Raw genomic sequence first — 17736 nt, forward strand, 5'->3', positions numbered from 1 at the left:
CCACCGCCGCCGACGGCAACGACGCCTCGGCAAGCTCACCCCGATCGAGTTTGAGACAATCAACAGGCCCGCACACGCGGCCTGAACCACTCAGCCCCGCGAGTCAACCAAACCCGGGGCAGTCCCACCGTAACCCACCTCGCAACGCACTGGAAAGACTCTATGACAAGGAGTAGTGAAAGGTTGCCGAGCATGTCGCGAGGATGGTCAGTGGAACGAGCCGTGCCACAGCCCTGCGTGGGGGCGTACTGCCCTTGGGGCGGAGCGTGCCCGTTGCGTGCCCGATTCCAGCGCTGACGAGGGTCAACCACGGTCAGGCCCCAACGCGCCATGACGCCGCGGGCCTGCGCCGGCCGCAGGCAGATCGACCGCCCACTCAGCGACGCCGAGAATTCCTAAGACGGTGCTCGATCCGCGTGCGCAGGCTGACAACCTGCATCCCCTCTGATTCTGCCGCACGTGTGCCGCTCGCAACGGGTAGGCGCTGTGCTCATCGGCCGGTAGATCAGCGGGCTGGCCGTAGGACGTGCTTGACCTCTCGTGGTGTCTTTCCCTCCGCGGTGCGTCGCTGGACGTAGGCCCGGGTTTGAGGGCAACTTCGTATGCGGGTCAGCGCGATGGCGTGGATGGCGCGGTTCAGGGCTCGATCGCCGCCGAGCCGGGTCGTGACGGCAGTTCGCGTGGGTGTCGTCGTGCGCGCATCGCGTCAGCTACGGCGACTCCTACCAGGACGACGACGGCGGCGGTGGCGACGCCTAGCGGCGGCACCAGGATCATCACTGGGGAGATGACGGCGAGCACGAGGACCCCGATCGGCCGATCCCAGGACACACGGCGGAACACCGCATACTCGAAGAGGGCACGTCCGGCGAGGAACAGTGCGGGCCCGCCGAGGATCACGGCGATCCAGGCCGGCTGTGTGTGTCCGAACGGGTGCACGATGACAAGCTCGTCGCCGACGGCGATCGCCACGATGCCGGCGATCATGGCGAGGTGGGAGTACGCCGCCGGGATGCCCACGCGGAGTGGGTCGGGGGCGGCTGCCAGGGCCATGTCATACAGTTCACCGGCACGGTAGATGTAGATCCGCCACAGCAGCACGATGGTGGCGAACGCCACTACGACCGCAGCGCTCCGCTCGGCCTCGAAACCGCCGTTGCCGAAGGCCAGCCCCGTCGCCAGGATCAACTCGCCGAGCGCGATGATGAAGAACTGCCGGTAGCGCTCTCCCAGGTGCTCGCCGGAGATCGCGAACTCCGCTGCACGGGCCCGGCCAAACCACGGTGTGGGGTAGCGCAGTGCGATCGCCGTGTACTCCACGGCCAGCGCGAGCGTCCATAGCACGGCACGCGCCGTATCGTGCGCGGCGGCTCCCGCGATCCACGGCACGGCAGATACGCCGAACCAGAAGAGCAGCCGCAGGTAGAAGGGGCGTACCTCGTCGTCACGCACGACGGCCACGATGAACACACTGCGGCCGACCTGAATGGCGACGTATGCACCTGCGAAGAACAGGCCTCGCTCGTGGAACGCCTCCGGGGCGGCGGCGGCCAGCAACAGAGTGCCGAACATCGTCGCGATGACCAGCAGCTGTATCGGCGCTCGTCGCGGGTCGAGTATGTCGGCTGCCCCCGCGGTATGGACCCAGACCCACCACAGGGCGAGCAGCAACACCAGCGTCTGGAAGGCGCCGGTCCAGGTCAGATGCTCCAGTAGCCCCTGCGAGACCCGGAAGAGCGCGAGGACGAACACCAGGTCGAAGAACAGTTCCAGGAACGTCGCTCGCTGTGGATCCTCGGGTCTCCGCCGCAGCCCCGCTGCACCACCCGTCATCGGCTCGCCCGCTTCTGCCGTTTCTGCCTGCCCTTGACGCAGTCGTACCACGACGCGGCCTTCGCCGACGTGGATGTGCCGCGATGGCATTGGCTGAGGTTCGGCAGGCCCTGCTAACTCATGGGCCAGCGGGGCATGACGAGGCGTGGCCGGAGTGCGGCTGACGGCTGCCAGGTCGCTGGCTGTTCAACTTACCGCCTGTCGGCGTACTGGTTGATGTGGCTGGCTGAATGGCACGGTGATCCGGAACTGTTCCGTTGAGGATCATCTTAGGTTCATGATCGACGGGGGAGGTGGGATCAGCGGGTGAGGCCTCGGAGCTTGTCCGGGTTGCCCTGCATGCGTACGCCGGTGATCCGCTCGCCGTCGAAGTCGAGGCAGATCGCCCCGGCCGGTTGCCCGTCGGCCAGGCCGAGGATGCCCGGCCCGCCGTTGATCTCGGTGATCACGAGCCGTGTGTTCTGCGTCTCCGGCTTGGCGAAGACCCCGAGCAGCCAGCGGGCGACGTTGTCGGCGCCTTCCAGCGGCCGGCGGGCCGCGGTCACCTTGCCACCGCCGTCCGACCAGCAGATCACCTCGGGCGCCAGGAGTTCCATCATCGCGTTCAGGTCGCCTCCGGCACAGGCCTTGCGGAACCGGTCCACTGCTTCTCGGCGTACGCCTTGGTCGACGTCGAAGCGAGGCCGGCGGGCCGCGACGTGCGCCCGCGCCCGGACTGCGGTCTGCCGCACCGCGACCTCGGACCTGTCCAGAATGGATGCGACCTCGGCGTGGTTGTAGCCGAAAACGTCGTGGAGCAGGAAGATCGCGCGTTCGGCGGGGGTGAGCGTCTCCAGGACGACGAGCATCGCCATCGAGATCGACTCGGCCATCTCGGCCTCCTGGCCCGCGTCGGGCGCGGTGAGCACCGGCTCGGGCAGCCACGGCCCGACATACGTCTCGCGGCGGGCGCGGGCCGAGGTGAGTTGGTTGAGCGAGAGGTTGGTGACGGTCTTGACCAGGTACGCCCGGGGGTTCGCGAGCTGGCCGCCGTCGACGTCGCGGCACCGCAGCCAGGCCTCCTGCAGGATGTCCTCGGCATCGGCGACGCTCCCCGTCATCCGGTACGCGACGTCGAAGAGCAGCCGCCGATGCTGAGCGAAGACCTGGCTATCGATCATGGGAACAGGCTAGACGTGACCGAGCGCCTGCGCCCGCAGCCCGTCCAGCACCGTCGCGTACGCGGGCTGCCACCCGAGCTCGCGGCGGGCCTTGTCGCTCGAGACCCGCATGGTGACGCCGAGCATCAGGTGCATGTAGGGCGCGACCGCCATCATCCACGTGGGCACGGTGAACGGCTTGGGTGTGCCGAAGGTCTCGGCGATCGCCCGGATCATCTCCCCGAAGCCCATGTGGTCATCGACGACGTTGTACGCCTCACCGGGCCGGCCGCGATCGATCGCCGCGACGACGGCGGCGGCCGCGTCGGCCAGGTGCGTCCACGGCGAGATGTGACCGTGGTCGTTGAACGCCGGCAGTTGTCGCTTCCGCAGCATGTGCACCATCGTCTCGGTGCCCCCCGGCCCGTAGAAGAAGCCGAATCGCAGTGAGATCGCCTCCAGCCCCGACTCCCGGGGCAAGCGCTCCTTCTCCCGCATGCCCTCCAGGTGCCGGTTGATGTTCGGGTCCGTCACGGACGCCCCGAACTCGTCGGCCTCGGTCAGAACGCGGTCGCCGAAGTCGCGGTAGCCGTAGCCGACGGCGACGTTCTCGCCGATGAAGCGGCGTACGCCCGCAAGTTTGGCCGCCTCGATCAGGTTTGCGGTCCCGGTGACCCGCAGGTCGTCGGTGCCGAACATGCCCTTGTGCGTCATCGGCGGCTTGCGCAACGCGGTCGCGGCGTGCACCACGACGTCGGCCTTGATCCCCTCGAACGCCCGCAGCAGTCCGTCGCGGTCGAGCAGGTCGGCGCGGATCTCGTTGCCCTCGCCGCGGCCCACGCCTAGCACGGTGTGCCCGGCGCCGGTCAGCGCCTCGCGGATGTGCCGGCCGAAAACACCACTGGCTCCGGCCACGATCACACTCTGGTTCTTCATCTCCGTCATGGCCATGGGACAAGGCGGCCTTCCGATCCGTGACATACCCGGGCGTGACCCCGGTCACTCGAGTCCTCCACTCCGGGCCTTGAATTCCAACAGTGAGAGGATCTTGTGGCAGCTCGATAGTCGTCTCGGTGCCGAGTTGGCGATGCAGGCTTGAAAACGCCCACGGGAAAGCTGTGGCGACGCCTCAGTCGGTGCACCTCTCATCGGCATGATCGAGTGCACTGTCATCGACAGATCCGCGCACACATCATGGCGCGACCTGCACGGACCGTGACGGCGATTCAGCCGTCGATGCGCGGTTCGTCCATCCGTTACGGTGCCGCGGATGAGCACCGCTGAGAAGATCCGGATTGCCGTGGCGCAGACCGAGGTCACCACGGACCCGCGTGCGAATGGCACGGCGATCCGCGCCGCGATGCACCACGCCGCTGACCAGGGCGCGCGGCTCGTCCACCTCGGCGAGGGCGCGCTGTCCGGGTACGCCGGCGCGGCGAAGCCACATTACGCCGGATGGCGTATCGACTGGGCGCCGGTCACCGAGCAGCTGCACCGCACGATGGCACTCGCCGCGGAACTCGGCGTCTGGGTCGTGGCCGGAGGCAACCACCGGCTGTCCGGCGATCACTGGCCGCACAACTCGCTGTGGGTGATCGATGAGTGTGGTGAGCTGGTCGACCGGTATGACAAGCGGTTCCTGTCCCACGCTGAGATCACCGGCTTCTACACACCCGGGGACCACGCCTGCACCTTTGAGGTGGACGGCTTCCGCTTTGGGTGCCTGATCTGTATCGAGGTGAACTTTCCCGAGCTGTGGATGCAGCAGCGGGTCCTGGGCGTGGATTGCGTCCTGTTCTCCACCTTCTCCGAGGACCCGGTCTTCGAGGTCATCGCCCGCGGCCATGCCGCAGTGAACGGGTTCTGGGTCAGCATTGCCGTGCCCGCCCAGTGTGCGCCGGCCACGCCATCGGCGGTTCTCGGCCCGCATGGCCACGTGTTGAGGCACGCCCGCTCGGATGGGCCCGACGTGATCTGCGTCGACCTGGACCGCACCGATCCCGTGCTCGACATCGCGCTGAACAAGGCTCGGCCGTGGCGAGACATCGCACGTGCTGGTCACATCTACGCCGACCGCCGGGTCAGCGATCCACGCAGCACCGACCGCACCAGCCCCTGATCGCGCCGTGCCGGGATCTTGAGAGAGGCATGCTCGCTGGGTGCCGCACGAGTTATTCCGCCAGGTCGAGTTCCCGTTCTCCGATGACCGCTTTCCTTACTAATTAGGGGCGGTCATCCGGCGGACCGTACTCACGGGTGACGGAGCCAGCCCGCGAGGTCGTCCATACCGAGGACAACAGCTGGCTCGTCGGCGTCGGTGTGAACGACCCGAACCTTCCAGGGGTTGTCGTGGTCGCCGGCATCAGCCACCTCGCAGATGCTGATGCGTCGATCGCTGAACAGTACCTCTTCTGCTTGTCGGTCAGGTCCTTGCCGGGTGGATTCTTGTGCCGGGTGGTTGGGCGGGTGCCCTGGTGCAGCGGTTGAAAGTCTGGGGTCTGTTTCGGTGACGGTGGTTCCGGTTCCAGGCTGAGTCCGGTCTGGGCGAGGAAGCCGGGGATCAGGTCGGGTCGGTACTGGATACGCTTGAGTCGGTTGCGGATGATCGCGGCGAGATGGTCCACGCTGTCGACGGCGATGTTGCCCGGGCTGGACTTCATCGTTGACCACAGGTCCTCGACGGCCCAGATCTTTCACGATCTTGGAGTGCCGGTGAGATATCGGTGGTTGCCGCTTGGTTCGTGGTGGTTTCGGTGTTCGGGCGTGGTGACGGCCCGGCTGGTGGCCGGGTTCGGCCCTGGTATCCCCTTCGCGGGCCGGGTGGGCGGGGCCTCTCGTCTGGTCGGGGCGGGTGGGATTGCCGTTACGGCGGGGTGACCAGGGCGTGGATCTTGTTCCAGGCGAGGATGAGGTCGGTCTGGTGCGGGTGGGTGTCGTCGAGGCGGATCAGCCGTTTACGGGCGCGGCGCACGAGGCGGGCTGGCGCGTTGAGTAGCACTCGGCGCAGGGTGGCCGGGCTGGCTTAGCGCAGCCCGGACTGTTCGGCCAGCAGCCGCAGCAACGGGGCGCCGACCGCACCGATCAGCCCGGACGCCCCGGTGGTCAGCGTCAGTCCGCGGGCCCAGGCGTTGGCGCGTTGTTCGATGCGTCGCTTACGCCGCAATCGTTTGGCACGCGCAGCCTTCATACGCAACCTGGTCGATGTCGTACGCTTCACCTGGCAGGTGCCGCCCTTCTGGAAGATTCTCGATCTAGGCAATCCAGACCATTCCAGGTAGGACGGCACCTCCTTCACGTCAGGGCCGGCAATCAGCCATCACGCCATCGAGCCCATGAATTCGTGAGGCTGGATGTCGGCGAGCCGTCCGTTTCTGCTAACAGAGCGGACGCCCTTTCGCGTCGCCCGACGTGGTCGTCTTACCAGCTCGCCAGACCTTCTTCCGCGCTCCGACACCCGAGGCTCGGATGCGCCGCGTCAGCCCATGTGCTGGTCGTCAGACGTCACGAACGTCCGCAGATGGTCAACCGCCGCAGAGAGCGCGTCCTGCAGGGGGCCGATGTCCCGGGCGACCTGAGCGAGGAGCATGCCGCCTTGATACGCCGCGAGGAACATGTCGGCGAGCCGCGCGGGGTCGGCGGACGCGTCGATGCGGCCGAGTTGCCGCATGCGATCGAGCCCGACGCGGAAGATCTCGCGCCACTGCGCGAACACCTCCGCGAGCCGGTCGTGCACGTCGAGATCGGTCTTGACGATCTCGCTCGCGAGCGAGCCGAGGCTGCAGCCGGCCTCGAACGGACGCCCCGAGAGGACGTAGAAGTCCGTCCAGTCCTGGAACGCTTCGACGGTGTCGAAGCTGGCAAACCGTTCGCTGCGATGGAAGCCGAGGACGCTGTCGGCCTGCCAGTCGATGACCGCCAGGACGAGGCTCTCCTTGGTGGGGAAGTAGTGACTCAGCTGCGATCCACTCACGCCTGCAGCGCGGCGGACGAGCTCGTTGTTGGTTGCGTGGACCCCTTTGCCGTAGATCAACGCGGCCGCGTGCTCCAGTATTCGCTCGCGCGTGGCCTGGCCCTTGGGAGTGAGCTTCTGGGCTGCATCCGCCCCGTTGTTCACCTGCATGTCGTCAACATAACACGAACTGGGCTTGGCAACCCATTTTCGATGGTGTTCACTCCAGCGAGTGGACGAAATCGTCCAGCAACCTCACGCGGAGGTTCATCACCATGTCTCGCCTGACCGCTCCCGCGCCCGCCGACATCCCCGCTGTTCACCTGCATGTCATCAACATAACACAGACTGGGCTTGACAACCCATTTTCGATGGTGTTCACTCAAGCGAGTGGACGAAATCGTCCAGTAACGTCACACGGAGGTTCACCACGATGTCTCGCCTGACCGCTCCCGCGCCCGCCGACATCGACGCGAAGACGCAGGGCACCCTCGACGCCATCGCGAAGCAGTTCGGCTTCGCGCCCAGCATGTTCACCACGCTCGCCGCGAACCCGACCGTGCTCGAGATCGTGATGGGCCTGCAGGGCAGCATCGCGAAGCTCCTGGACGCGAAGACGCGCCACACGATCGCCCTCGCGGTCTCTCAGTCGAACGGCTGCCACTACTGCCAGGCACTCCACGGTTTCATCTCGTCGAACCTCGGCGGTATGTCGGCGGAGGAGATTGAGCTCGCCCGCACGGGCACGTCCAGCGACCCGAAGCGCGCCGCCGTCGCGAAGTTCGCGCAGCACGTGATCGAGACGCGTGGCCAGGTCAGCGACGAGGACCTCGCAGCGATCCGCGAGGTCGGGTATATCGACCCGGAGATCCAGGCGATCGTCACGATCGTGGTCGTCACCCTGCTCACGAACTACCTCAACAACGTCAGCGACACCGTCGTCGACGTCCCCGGCGCCGACCACCAGTCGGCCTGACTTTCCTCTCCACCCGCCGTTCAAACGAAAGAAAGCACGACGTTGAATCTCGACAAGCTGATCACGAAGCACCTCACCCGCTACTTCGACCCGAGCAAGAGGATCCCGGAGGAGACGTTCCAGCAGCTGCTGCGTTACCTGCGCACCTCGCCGACGACGATCAACATCCAGCCGAACCGTTTCCACGTGCTGGAGACGCAGGATGGCAAGGACAAGCTCGCGGACGCACTGGTCGGCCGCTTCGCGGACAACGCGGAGAAGGTGCGCAACGCGTCGCACGCCATCGTCTTCACAACGCGCAAGGACATCCCCGACACGCACCTGCAGGAGATCTTCGAGAAGGAGCGCGCCGACGGGCGCTTCGCCGACCCGGAGATCCAGAAGGGATGGGAGGCGGGCGCCTCCAACTTCGTGGAGATCCAGACGGAGAACTATGGCGGGGACGTGCTCCACTGGCTTGAGAAGAACACCTACCTCGTCGTCGGCGCCACGATGATGGCCGCGGCATCCCTCGGGGTGGACGCAACGCCGTTCGAGGGCTTCGACCGCACGACCGTGGACGCGGCCTTCGACCTGACCGACACCGACTACACGACCACGCTGCTTCTGGCGCTCGGCTACCCCGACGAGGCTCGGGTCTCCCGCCAGCCGGTCTCGCGGTTCGACGCGGAGAAGATCTTCACGCACATGTGACGGACGGGGCGGCCATCGGACCGCGGTGCCGGCCCCGCTTACTTCGACTCGGTTGCCCGGCGTCCGCACCTCCTCGACGGACGCCCGGCAATCGACCCCCTAAGGACTTCGAGGAGGTCAAGATGCAGATTGATAAGGCAGTGCAGGATCGAGCCGCGGCCCGCGCCGCCGAGCTTCCCGGCTCCGAGCACACACACCAGGTCACCGGCGACTGGGAGGTATGGAAAGTCGGCGGCAAGGTGTTCATGCTGCAGACGTCCATGCCCGGCGAGCCCGTCGTGATCCTGAAAGCGGATCCATCCGACGCGGAGGCGCTCCGCGCAGCTCACGCGAGCATCTCGCCCGGCTACCACATGAACAAGAAGCACTGGATCACGGTGCGGGCGGGTGCGGACGTCGAGCCCGCGCTTGTCGACAATCTCGTGACCGAGTCGTACCTCGTCGTCGTCGCCGGCCTGCCGAAGCAGAGCCGTCCCGTCGATCCCGCTTAGTTCCGCGTCCCGCCCTCCGCCGACTGATCACGCTGACGCCGACCGCGCACAGAGCGCTGTTGCCCCTCATCCGAGCAGCGCCCCACCGGCGCATGGCGCCCTTACGTGGCCTGGCCGCAACGACGAGGACCTCACCGTCGGCGTCCTCATCGAGGCACACGTCCTCGACGACCGCCCGATCGAACCCCACCTGCCGATGAAATACCCTGGTCAAACGCACGCCGTGTTCCGATCTTCGGTTCCTGACCTTCGACAAGCCAGAAACCTATGCTGATCTTGGGACTTCGCCCAACTCATGACGCGACGTCGTGCGAGCGCGAGAACGGCCCGGATGTGGCGCTTGTCCTCGGCCCTCTTGCGGTCATAGAACCGCCGTGACTCCGGACAGGTGGCGATGCTGATCTGCGCCGAGTAGTAGAAGACTCGCTGTAGGCCGCGGTGGTAGCGCCTGGGGCGGTGCAGGTTGCCATGAATGCGCCCAGAATCCCAGGGAGCGGGGGCTAGGCCGGCGAAGCCAGCCAGCTGTCGCTGCGGCTCGCCGACGCGCCGCCGACTGCCCCGGCGGAGGTCTGCGACGAACTGGACTGGGGGCCCCACGCGCCGTGGGTCCGCCCGTTGGCCCTGGCTGCCGCCGGCCACCGCGACGAGGCGGTCGCCGCGCTGCGCGCTCTCCCGGAGTCACCGCACGACCTGCTCCGGGAGGCCCGTGCCTGCCTCATCGCCCGCGCCGCGCTCGCCGTCGGTGACCAGACCGCCATGGAGTACGCGTACGCCGAGCTGCTGCCCGCGGCCGGCGAGCTGGCCGGGGCGGGCAGCGGGGTGCTCAGCCTCGGCCCGGTGGCCCGGTACCTGGCCGACCTCGCCGCCGCACTCGGTCGGGACGACGAGGCAGCCGCCCATCAGCGATCGGCGCGGGCGGTTGCGGCGCGGGTCCGGGCGGCGGGCTGACCCGGGTTACCGCCCCGGGAGGTGGTGGCCCGGGGCGGCGGAGAGTCAGGCCCTGCGGAGCCAGAGGGTCAGGCCGAGCGACTCGTCGGTGAACGGCTGGGCGTCCGGCCAGGACGGTTCACCGTCGGCGCAGTCGGTCGCCATCACCTCCTCGGCCACCAGGTCGCGGTGCTCGGCGAGGGCGAGCGCGGTCTCCTCCCGGTCCGTCCGGTACCGCAGCTCGATCCGGTCGGTCACCTCCAGGCCGCTGCTCTTGCGCGCCTCCTGGATCTGCCGGATCGCGTCCCGGGCCACCCCGGCCCGGCGCAGCTCCGGGGTCAGGTGCAGGTCCAGGGCCAGGGTCGCGCTTGCGTCGCTGGCCACCGCCCAGCCCTCCCGCGGCGTCTCCACCACGACCACCTCGTCCGGGCCGAGCGTCACCGACTCGTCGCCGAGGAGAACCGTGGCCGAGCCGGTGTCCCGCAGCGACTCCCGCAGCGCGGCGGCGTCTGCGGCCGTGATCGCCTTGGCTACCTGCTGCACCCCCTTGCCGAACCGCTTGCCGAGGGTACGGAAGTTGGCCTTGGCGGTGGTGTCCACCAGCGAACCGCCCGCGCCGCCCACCGGCTCGACCGAGCCGACGTTCAGCTCGGCGGCGATCTCGGCCAGCAGCTCCGGCGACAGCTCCTCGAACCCGTTGGCGGAGGCCAACGCCCGGGACAGTGGCTGACGGACCTTCATCCCGGAGTCGGCCCGGGCGGCGCGGCCCAGTTCGACCAGCCGGCGGGCGAGCGCCATCTGCCGGGACAGGGCCGGGTCGATCAGCGACTCGTCGACCTCCGGGTACGCGGCCAGGTGCACCGACTCCGGCAGCGTCGGGGCGACCGGCACGACCATGTCCTGCCAGACCCGCTCGGTGACGAACGGGGTGAGCGGCGCCAGCAGCAGGGTGACGGTGCTGAGTGCCTCGTGCAGGGTGGCGAGCGCCGCCCGGTCGCCCCGCCAGAAGCGCCGCCGGCTGCGCCGGACGTACCAGTTCGACAGATCGTCGATGAAGGTGGCGAGCAACCGTCCCGCCTGGTGCGTGTCGAACGCCGCCATCGCCGCGTCGACCTGCTGGACCAGCGTGTTCAGCTCGGAGAGCACCCACCGGTCCAGCACCGGCCGGTCGGCGGGCGCCGGGTCGGCGGCCGACGGGGTCCAGCCGGCGGTGCGGCCGTAGAGGGACTGGAAGGCGGCCGTGTTCCAATAGGTCAGCAGGATCTTGCGGACCACCTCCTGGAGCGCCGTGTGCCCGACCCGCCGCGCCGACCAGGGCGAGCCGACGGCGGCCATGAACCAGCGCACCGCGTCCGCGCCGTGCTGGTCCATCAGCGGGATCGGCTCCAGGATGTTGCCCAGGTGCTTGGACATCTTCCGGCCGTCCTCGGCCAGGATGTGGCCGAGGCAGACCACGTTCTCGTACGCCGACCGGTCGAAGACCAGCGTGCCGATGGCCATCAGGGTGTAGAACCAGCCGCGCGTCTGGTCGATGGCCTCGGAGATGAACTGGGCCGGGTAGCGCTCGGCGAAGAGCTCGGCGTTGCGGTGCGGGTAGCCGAACTGCGCGAACGGCATGGAGCCCGAGTCGTACCAGGCGTCGATGACGTCGGGCACCCGGCGGGCGGTCTCCCCGCAGTGGCAACCGAAGGTGACGTCGTCGATGAACGGCCGGTGCGGATCGAGGTTGCTCAGGTCGGACCCGGTAAGCTCGCCCAGCTCCGCGAGCGAGCCGACGCAGGTCAGGTGCTCGTTCGGGCAGCGCCAGATGGGCAGGGGGGTGCCCCAGTAGCGGCGGCGCGACAGCGCCCAGTCGACGTTGTTGTTGAGCCAGTCGCCGTAGCGGCCGTACTTGACCGTGGCGGGGTGCCAGGTAGTGCGCTCGTTCTCCTGCAGCAGCGCGTCCCGGACGGCGGTGGTCCGCACGTACCAGGACGGCTGGGCGTAGTAGATCAGCGCGGTGTGGCAGCGCCAGCAGTGCGGGTAGGCGTGCTCGTACGGCTGGTTACGGAAGAGCAGGCCCCGGATCTGCAGGTCCTCGATCAGCGGCCGGTCGGCCTCCTTGAAGAACAGCCCGCCGACCAGCGGTACCTCCGGGAAGAACCGGCCGTTGGACTGCACCGGGTTCACCATCGGCAGGCCGTACGCCCGGCTGTTGGCCAGGTCGTCCGCGCCGAAGGCGGGCGCCTGGTGGACCAGCCCGGTGCCGCTGTCCGTGGTGACGTACGACGCGAGGATCACGATGTGCGCGTCGGGGACCTCGACCAGGTCGAACGGCGCCCGGTAGGTCCACCGCTCGAGCTCCTGGCCCTTGAACGACTCGCCGGTCAGCTCCCACCCGTCGCCGAGCGCGTACGCCAGCAGCGGCTCGGCCACCACGAGCTGCTCGTTGCCGTCGCTGGCCACCACGTACCGCACGTCGGGGTGCACCGCGACCGCGACGTTCGACGGCAGGGTCCACGGGGTGGTGGTCCAGACCAGCAGCGCGGCCCGGTCGGCCAGTGGGCCAGAGGTGAGCGGGAAGCGGACGAAGACCGACGGGTCGACGACCGTCTCGTAGCCCTGGGCGACCTCGTGGTCCGACAGGCCGGTCTCGTCCCGCGGGCACCACGGCGCGACCCGGAAGTCCTCGACCAGCAGGCCCTTGTCGAAGATCTGTTTCAACGACCACCAGACGGACTCGATGTACTCCGGGTCCATGGTCCGGTAGGCCTCGTCCGTGTCCACCCAGTAGCCCATGCGCTCGGTGAGCTCGGCGAACGCGTCGGTGTGCCGGGTGACCGACTCGCGGCACCGGGCGTTGAACTCCGCGATGCCGAACTTCTCGATGTCCTGCTTGCCGGAGAAGCCGAGCTCGCGCTCGACGGCCAGCTCCACGGGGAGACCGTGGCAGTCCCAGCCGGCCTTGCGGGCGACGTGGAACCCCTTCATGGTCTTGTAGCGCGGGAAGACGTCCTTGAAGACCCGGGCCTCGATGTGGTGGGCGCCAGGCATGCCGTTGGCGGTCGGCGGCCCTTCGTAGAACACCCACTCGGGGCGACCCTCGGACTGCTCGAGGCTGCGCGCGAAGATGCTGTTGGCGTGCCAGAAGTGCAGGACCTCATGGTCGAGTTCGGGCAGATCGACCTGGGTCGGTACGCTGCGGTACATCGTTCCTCCGTCGGCGCGTGTGGTGAAGCTCCGCCGGAGGGACGAGGCCGTAGGCCCCGCGGTACCACCCTCCTTGGCCGGTCAAGGCCCTCTCGCTCTCCTGTGGTCAGGTCTACTCGGCCTGGCGGCCTTTCTTCCGACGGCTCCGGGGTGATCTTCCCGCCACGCACACCCCCGGGCTTCCACCATCCCCGGATCGCTTCTGGCTGCGTGCGGCGGTACTCGTCCCCATCTGCGCCTTCCGCACGCATCCTATCCCAGCCCATCTGATCACGACCACGGCGTTGCGGAAGCCCTGACCCTTGTGATCGAGGACCCTGCGGCGGCCGAGGCGTCGCTGGACCCGATGCGCGCCCGGCTGCTGGCCGAGCTCGCAGAGCCGGCCTCGGCGACGATGCTCGCCGCCCGGGTCGGCCTGCCCGCAGCAGAAGGTCAACTACCACCTCCGGGCGCTCGAGCAGCACGGCCTGATCGAGCTGGTCGAGGAGCGTCGCAAGGGCAACGTCACCGAGCGGGTCATGCGCGCCACCGCGGCGTCCTATGTGATCTCGCCCGCGGCCCTGGCCGCGGTGCGACCCAACCCCTCGCCGTCGCCGGACCGGCTCTCCGCGCGGTGGCTGCTCGCGGTCGCCGCCCGCCTCGCGCAGGACGTCGGCACGTTGATCACCGGCGCCGACCGGGCGAAGAGGCGGGTGGCGACCTTCACCCTCGACGGCGCCGTCCGGTTCGCCTCGGCGAGCGACCGGGCCGCGTTCGCCGAGGAGTTGGCCGCCGCGGTCACCGCGCTGGTCGGCAAATACCACGACGAGAACGCCCCCGGCGGCCGCGAGCACCGGGTGGTGCTCGCCCTGCACCCCACCGTCAATCCCACCACCGGCACCGAATCCGAGGAGTCCTGACATGACCGCCATGACCAGCCCGACCACTGCCCGGACCATCGGCACCGTCAGCGCCACCACCCGGCGTCGCCGCCAACGTGCCCTGGGCGTGGGCGTCGCGGTGGCCGCGAACAGCCTGCTCTACCTGGTCGCCCGTACGGCCGGCACGGACTTCACCCTCACCGACCCGGGGGCGACCCGGTCGCACCCGCTGATCCTGCCGGAGATCGGGGTCTTCAGCCTGGTCTTCGCGCTGCTCGGCTGGGGTTCTCTCGCGCTGATCGAGCGGTCCTCCCGGCACGCCCGGGTGATCTGGAGCGTACTCGCCGGCGCGGTCCTGCTGGCCTCCTTCATCCCGGTTTTCCTCGAGCACGCCACCACGGACACCCGGGTCATGCTCTGCGTGCTGCACGTCGTGGTGGCCGCGGCGCTGCTGCCGATGCTCAGCCAGCCGGCCGGCGCCGCCGCCCGCTGACCCGCGTTCGACCGGACACGCTCACCGCACGTACCTCCCGCCGGCGTCGCTACCCGCGCTGCCAGCGACAGAACTGACCCGACGACGACTCGTGAACGACCGAACATCGACGAAAGGCTTTGGATCATGGGATACCACTACTCGCGGGTGCGCGACGAGGACCGGCGCCCTACAACGGAGCCGCCGAAATGAGTGAAGCAGAGAGCGAAGGCGAGAAGAAGAAGCCCTCACCGCTGCGTGGGCTCCTGGTCGGCCTCGTCATCCTCCTGATCTTCCCCGCTACCCGCGACATCCTGTTCACCCTCGGCGGTTGAATTCTGGGCGCCCTCGCTGGCGCGCTGATCGCGATCTTCATCTTCCTGAAGCCCAGGCGGTAGCGCGAGCGGTTGGATCGGGTCTACCGCCGATCGACCGAGCCTGTCGAATTGCTGGCAGAACATCGACGGCGATCATGGATTCGGGGTCGAGGTCGCCCCGAAGTTGTACTGGATGTACATGATCGAGGCGGGGCTGGCATCGTGGCGACCACCCTGTACTGGTACCCGTGTCGGTGGTGGTCGCGCCGATGTCTTGCCTCCCTTGAAACGCGCTGTGCGCCGTTGGGTTGGCGGCGTCCGTGATTGCGTTGAGCTCTACGGTGGATGCCGCCGGACGGCGGAGGAGGGTTAGCCATGAGCATCTGCGTCGCCTGTCGGGCGGACCAGCGCACCGTTGTTCGTATCGGCTGTTGGGGCGTGCCGCACGGTACTCCCGGGCACCAGGTCAACTACCGCTGGAGCAGCCTGTCCGCCTGTCCTCAGTGTGGGGCCGGCCTTCTCGTGCACTTCGATCATGATTGTTTCCATGAGCCCTGGGAGGAGCCGTGGGACATGGACTGGTCGTGGCCGGTCGCCGTTGATGGGGTTCAACGGTTGAACGCTGCTCTTGCCGGGTGTCCGGATCCGCTGCATCCGTCGTGCGAGTGCCCTGTGCACCGGTCGTTGCGGGACAGCATCGAGAGGCCACCGTCGCGTGAGGTTCCGGTGACGGTTGTGCTGACCGAGGAAAGGCTGCCACAGGTTCAGTCAGTACGCATGCTGTGAGGCGTGCAGGACCGGTGGCAGATGTAGCGGGGGCGGTCAGACCTGGCGGGGTTCTGTGAGGGACCCCCGTTTACCCCCCGAAAACCCCGGCCAATCGTTGACGAAGGGTGACAAGGGGCGATGAGTGCCTGGCGGTGTCTCTGCAGCTCAGTGACCATTTACGGCAAGCAATGACAACTTTGGTTCGGTTACTGTGGGTAACAAGGGGTCGTCGGTTCGAATCCGGCCGTCCCGACGCAGGTCAGAGGCCATCTGGAATCTTCCAGGTGGCCTTTTCTGATCTTGTACAGCAGCGAAGTACAGCAACGGCTCATTGATCCAGGCTCTCGGCCGACTTCCCGCAGGGCTTGGCGGGTAGCCTTGGACGAGACCTGGCTCTAGATCTCCATCGTGATCGAAAAGCCCGCATGTCTCAGGATCGCCATCGCGATCCGGGGATGGACGTCCAGGTCGACCACCGGTGACCTGGTTCGGCGGCCTCGCCCTCACCCGCGAGGACGACGGCACCACCACAATTCGCGCTGCCGTGAGGGACCAGGCCGAGCTGCACGGCCTGCTCACCAAGGTTCGCGACCTCGGCGTAACCCTCATCTCCCTCACGTCCATCGACGCCGCGCGCGACCCCGATTCCCAGGAACAGCAACACCAATAGACAGCCCGGGTCCACGCGACGGGGCTGACCCACGCCCCGATCACGTACTCCGGCGCGACCGCCACCATCCCGCCTCGACCAGGAGTGAATCCCATGGCTACCATCACTGCCGCCGCACCCGCTATCCATCCCGATCTGTCGCTGACCCGCCTGCACCTGATGCGCGCCGGCTACCTCCTGATGGGTGTCGGACTCGCCCTGGTGAAGTGGCCGCTCCTGCCCGACGTCGCCACCCTGCCGCTCTACGAGGGCGTGACGCTCTGCATGTTGACCGCCATGTCCCTCTTGGCGTTCCTCGGCCTGCGCTACCCGGTCAAGCTGCTTCCCGTGCTGCTCTTCGAGTCGCTCTGGAAGCTCTTCTGGCTCGCACTGGTCGCCCTCCCCCAAGCCATCACCGGTGACCTCGACGCGGCCACGACCGAGACCGTGGTCAGTTGCTCCCTGGTTGTCGTCATCCTCGCCGTTCTCCCGTGGCGGTACGTGTGGCGGAACTACGTACGCGCCACCGGAACCCGGTGGCGGTGACCAGCCCGATGTTCCTGAGCTTTCCGCTCGCAAGCATCGCTTAGCCTCGGGACGGGGTCTGTCTCGCTAAAGGTGTTTCCGGCGTCTTCGGTTAGTAGGTTTCGGCGGCCGGGAACCGGTCGCCGAAGGTGATCGAGAACGCGTTCAGGGCTGGCTTCCACCGCATCGCCCATCGTGCCCGCCCTTGCCCGGTCGGGTCCAGTGATCTGGTCACCAGGTAGAGGCACTTCAACGCGGCTTGCTCTGAGGGGAAGTGACCGCGGGCCTTGATCGCCCGCCGGTAACGGGCGTTCAGCGACTCGATCGCGTTGGTGCTGCAGAGCACCCGGCGGATCTCCAGGTCATAGTCGAGGAACGGGATGAACTCCGCCCAGGCGTTGTCCCAGAGCCTGATGATCGCGCCGTAGCGGGTTCCCCAGGTCTCGGCGAGATGGTCGAACGCAGCCCGGGCTGCGTTGGCGTTGACGGCGGTGTAGATCGGTTTGATGTCGCGTTGCAGCGCCGGCCAGTCCCGTTTCGAAGCCAGCCGGAACGTGTTACGGATCAGATGGATGATGCAGGTCTGCACGATGGTCTGCGGCCACACGTTCGCGACTACCTCGGGCAGACCCTTGAGCCCGTCGCAGACCACGAAGAACACGTCCTTGACACCGCGGTTACGCAGGTCGGTCAGGACACTCATCCAGAACTTGGCGCCCTCACCACCCGAGCCGGCCCAGAGGCCGAGGACGTCTTTCTCCCCGTCGAGGGTGACCCCGATAGCGGCATAGACCGGCCGGTTCGCGACCTGCCCGTCACGCACCTTGGCTCTGTCGCCGATCTTGTGATGTGGACGGTTCCGTCGCCCGCTCGGCGCTTTCGTTGATCATAACCAGCGTGTTCGCTTGTGGAGCGGTTGCTGCCGCATCTGTCGGGTCTGTTGATCGA

18 protein-coding genes and 3 pseudogenes are annotated in these 17736 nt (G+C 67.8%); 10 read left to right on the top strand and 11 right to left on the bottom strand.

The features are described from left to right. Positions 1–636 precede the first annotated feature (636 nt). The 3 genes from KBX37_RS28830 to KBX37_RS28840 form a co-directional block, all read right to left on the bottom strand. Positions 637–1923, bottom strand: a complete 1287-nt coding sequence (locus KBX37_RS28830; protein WP_247659206.1) for a low temperature requirement protein A — start codon at positions 1921–1923, stop codon at positions 637–639. 209 nt (positions 1924–2132) lie between these two features. After that, positions 2133–2993: an RNA polymerase sigma-70 factor gene (locus KBX37_RS28835; protein WP_074318720.1), complete on the bottom strand. Its 861-nt coding sequence runs from the start codon at positions 2991–2993 to the stop codon at positions 2133–2135. 9 nt (positions 2994–3002) lie between these two features. Beyond that, positions 3003–3908, bottom strand: a complete 906-nt coding sequence (locus KBX37_RS28840; protein ID WP_210779040.1) for an NAD(P)-dependent oxidoreductase — start codon at positions 3906–3908, stop codon at positions 3003–3005. A gap of 334 nt (positions 3909–4242) precedes the next feature. Between KBX37_RS28840 and KBX37_RS28845 the strand changes: the two genes are divergently transcribed. Then, positions 4243–5091 carry a carbon-nitrogen hydrolase family protein gene (locus tag KBX37_RS28845; RefSeq protein ID WP_210779041.1) on the top strand — a complete coding sequence of 283 codons (849 nt, stop codon included), beginning with the start codon at positions 4243–4245 and terminating at the stop codon, positions 5089–5091. 103 nt (positions 5092–5194) lie between these two features. Here KBX37_RS28845 and KBX37_RS28850 read toward each other — a convergent pair whose 3' ends face one another. From KBX37_RS28850 to KBX37_RS28860, 4 genes are all read right to left on the bottom strand, one after another. Next, a complete protein-coding gene (locus KBX37_RS28850; RefSeq protein ID WP_210779042.1) occupies positions 5195–5632 on the bottom strand; it encodes a hypothetical protein in 438 nt (145 codons plus the stop codon). 203 nt (positions 5633–5835) lie between these two features. Next, positions 5836–5970 carry a hypothetical protein gene (locus KBX37_RS35320; RefSeq protein ID WP_256440380.1) on the bottom strand — a complete coding sequence of 45 codons (135 nt, stop codon included), beginning with the start codon at positions 5968–5970 and terminating at the stop codon, positions 5836–5838. Positions 5971–5994: 24 nt separating this feature from the next. Beyond that, positions 5995–6258 (bottom strand): hypothetical protein, encoded by a 264-nt coding sequence (locus tag KBX37_RS28855; protein ID WP_210779043.1) that lies wholly within the window; start codon positions 6256–6258, stop codon positions 5995–5997. A 189-nt stretch (positions 6259–6447) separates the two neighbouring features. Beyond that, on the bottom strand, positions 6448–7092 hold the full coding sequence (locus KBX37_RS28860) for a TetR/AcrR family transcriptional regulator (RefSeq protein ID WP_210779044.1): 645 nt from the start codon (positions 7090–7092) through the stop codon (positions 6448–6450). A 262-nt stretch (positions 7093–7354) separates the two neighbouring features. Here KBX37_RS28860 and KBX37_RS28865 point away from each other — a divergent pair, with 262 nt between their 5' ends. The 3 genes from KBX37_RS28865 to KBX37_RS28875 all read left to right on the top strand — a co-directional run bounded on the left by KBX37_RS28865 (position 7355) and on the right by KBX37_RS28875 (position 9081). Next, positions 7355–7897, top strand: coding sequence for a carboxymuconolactone decarboxylase family protein (locus KBX37_RS28865; protein ID WP_210779045.1), 543 nt, complete (start codon positions 7355–7357; stop codon positions 7895–7897). A 42-nt stretch (positions 7898–7939) separates the two neighbouring features. Further along, positions 7940–8590: a nitroreductase family protein gene (locus KBX37_RS28870; RefSeq protein WP_210779046.1), complete on the top strand. Its 651-nt coding sequence runs from the start codon at positions 7940–7942 to the stop codon at positions 8588–8590. Positions 8591–8712: 122 nt separating this feature from the next. Continuing rightward, entirely contained in the window at positions 8713–9081 is a 369-nt protein-coding gene (locus tag KBX37_RS28875; RefSeq protein WP_210779047.1) for an MmcQ/YjbR family DNA-binding protein, read from the top strand. A gap of 210 nt (positions 9082–9291) precedes the next feature. Here the strand turns inward: KBX37_RS28875 and KBX37_RS28880 are convergent. Further along, positions 9292–9606: pseudogene (locus KBX37_RS28880) on the bottom strand (transposase); the annotation flags it as partial. Positions 9607–9696: 90 nt separating this feature from the next. Between KBX37_RS28880 and KBX37_RS28885 the strand changes: the two are divergent. Continuing rightward, positions 9697–10029, top strand: a complete 333-nt coding sequence (locus KBX37_RS28885; RefSeq protein WP_210779049.1) for a hypothetical protein — start codon at positions 9697–9699, stop codon at positions 10027–10029. 45 nt (positions 10030–10074) lie between these two features. Here the strand turns inward: KBX37_RS28885 and ileS are convergent, their stop codons facing one another. Continuing rightward, positions 10075–13197 (bottom strand): isoleucine--tRNA ligase, encoded by a 3123-nt coding sequence (gene ileS / locus KBX37_RS28890; protein WP_210779050.1) that lies wholly within the window; start codon positions 13195–13197, stop codon positions 10075–10077. Between the two features lie 518 nt (positions 13198–13715). Between ileS and KBX37_RS28895 the strand changes: the two genes are divergently transcribed. The 3 genes from KBX37_RS28895 to KBX37_RS35325 all read left to right on the top strand — a co-directional run bounded on the left by KBX37_RS28895 (position 13716) and on the right by KBX37_RS35325 (position 14864). Then, on the top strand, positions 13716–14096 hold the full coding sequence (locus KBX37_RS28895; protein ID WP_247659207.1) for a hypothetical protein: 381 nt from the start codon (positions 13716–13718) through the stop codon (positions 14094–14096). 1 nt (position 14097) lies between these two features. After that, a complete protein-coding gene (locus KBX37_RS28900; RefSeq protein ID WP_210779051.1) occupies positions 14098–14550 on the top strand; it encodes a DUF6069 family protein in 453 nt (150 codons plus the stop codon). Between the two features lie 188 nt (positions 14551–14738). Further along, positions 14739–14864, top strand: coding sequence for a hypothetical protein (locus KBX37_RS35325; protein WP_256440381.1), 126 nt, complete (start codon positions 14739–14741; stop codon positions 14862–14864). A 1078-nt stretch (positions 14865–15942) separates the two neighbouring features. Here the strand turns inward: KBX37_RS35325 and KBX37_RS36125 are convergent. Further along, positions 15943–16096 (bottom strand): annotated as a pseudogene (locus KBX37_RS36125) (site-specific integrase); the annotation flags it as partial. On the opposite strand from KBX37_RS36125, the gene KBX37_RS28905 reads away from it, so the two are divergent. After that, positions 16093–16284, top strand: coding sequence for a hypothetical protein (locus tag KBX37_RS28905; protein ID WP_210779052.1), 192 nt, complete (start codon positions 16093–16095; stop codon positions 16282–16284). The pseudogene KBX37_RS36125 and the gene KBX37_RS28905 overlap by 4 nt on opposite strands. A gap of 93 nt (positions 16285–16377) precedes the next feature. Beyond that, positions 16378–16809 carry a hypothetical protein gene (locus KBX37_RS28910; protein ID WP_210779053.1) on the top strand — a complete coding sequence of 144 codons (432 nt, stop codon included), beginning with the start codon at positions 16378–16380 and terminating at the stop codon, positions 16807–16809. 91 nt (positions 16810–16900) lie between these two features. On the opposite strand, the pseudogene KBX37_RS28915 reads toward KBX37_RS28910, so the two are convergent. Continuing rightward, positions 16901–17614: pseudogene (locus KBX37_RS28915) on the bottom strand (IS256 family transposase); the annotation flags it as partial. Between the last annotated feature and the right edge of the window lie 122 nt (positions 17615–17736).

The organism is Micromonospora sp. U56 (assembly GCF_018070095.1).
Lineage (GTDB): Bacteria > Actinomycetota > Actinomycetes > Mycobacteriales > Micromonosporaceae > Micromonospora > Micromonospora purpureochromogenes.

Excerpts from the sequence above, each read along its gene's own strand:
- KBX37_RS28875 (WP_210779047.1), top strand. The coding sequence starts at position 8,713 with ATGCAGATTGATAAGGCAGTGCAGGATCGAGCCGCGGCCCGCGCCGCC.
- KBX37_RS28840 (WP_210779040.1), bottom strand. The coding sequence starts at position 3,908 with ATGAAGAACCAGAGTGTGATCGTGGCCGGAGCCAGTGGTGTTTTCGGC.
- KBX37_RS28845 (WP_210779041.1), top strand. The coding sequence starts at position 4,243 with ATGAGCACCGCTGAGAAGATCCGGATTGCCGTGGCGCAGACCGAGGTC.
- KBX37_RS28865 (WP_210779045.1), top strand. The coding sequence starts at position 7,355 with ATGTCTCGCCTGACCGCTCCCGCGCCCGCCGACATCGACGCGAAGACG.
- KBX37_RS35325 (WP_256440381.1), top strand. The coding sequence starts at position 14,739 with ATGAGTGAAGCAGAGAGCGAAGGCGAGAAGAAGAAGCCCTCACCGCTG.
- ileS (WP_210779050.1), bottom strand. The coding sequence starts at position 13,197 with ATGTACCGCAGCGTACCGACCCAGGTCGATCTGCCCGAACTCGACCAT.
- KBX37_RS28910 (WP_210779053.1), top strand. The coding sequence starts at position 16,378 with ATGGCTACCATCACTGCCGCCGCACCCGCTATCCATCCCGATCTGTCG.
- KBX37_RS28860 (WP_210779044.1), bottom strand. The coding sequence starts at position 7,092 with ATGCAGGTGAACAACGGGGCGGATGCAGCCCAGAAGCTCACTCCCAAG.
- KBX37_RS28835 (WP_074318720.1), bottom strand. The coding sequence starts at position 2,993 with ATGATCGATAGCCAGGTCTTCGCTCAGCATCGGCGGCTGCTCTTCGAC.
- KBX37_RS28830 (WP_247659206.1), bottom strand. The coding sequence starts at position 1,923 with ATGCCATCGCGGCACATCCACGTCGGCGAAGGCCGCGTCGTGGTACGA.
- KBX37_RS28900 (WP_210779051.1), top strand. The coding sequence starts at position 14,098 with ATGACCGCCATGACCAGCCCGACCACTGCCCGGACCATCGGCACCGTC.
- KBX37_RS28895 (WP_247659207.1), top strand. The coding sequence starts at position 13,716 with ATGCGCGCCACCGCGGCGTCCTATGTGATCTCGCCCGCGGCCCTGGCC.
- KBX37_RS28850 (WP_210779042.1), bottom strand. The coding sequence starts at position 5,632 with ATGAAGTCCAGCCCGGGCAACATCGCCGTCGACAGCGTGGACCATCTC.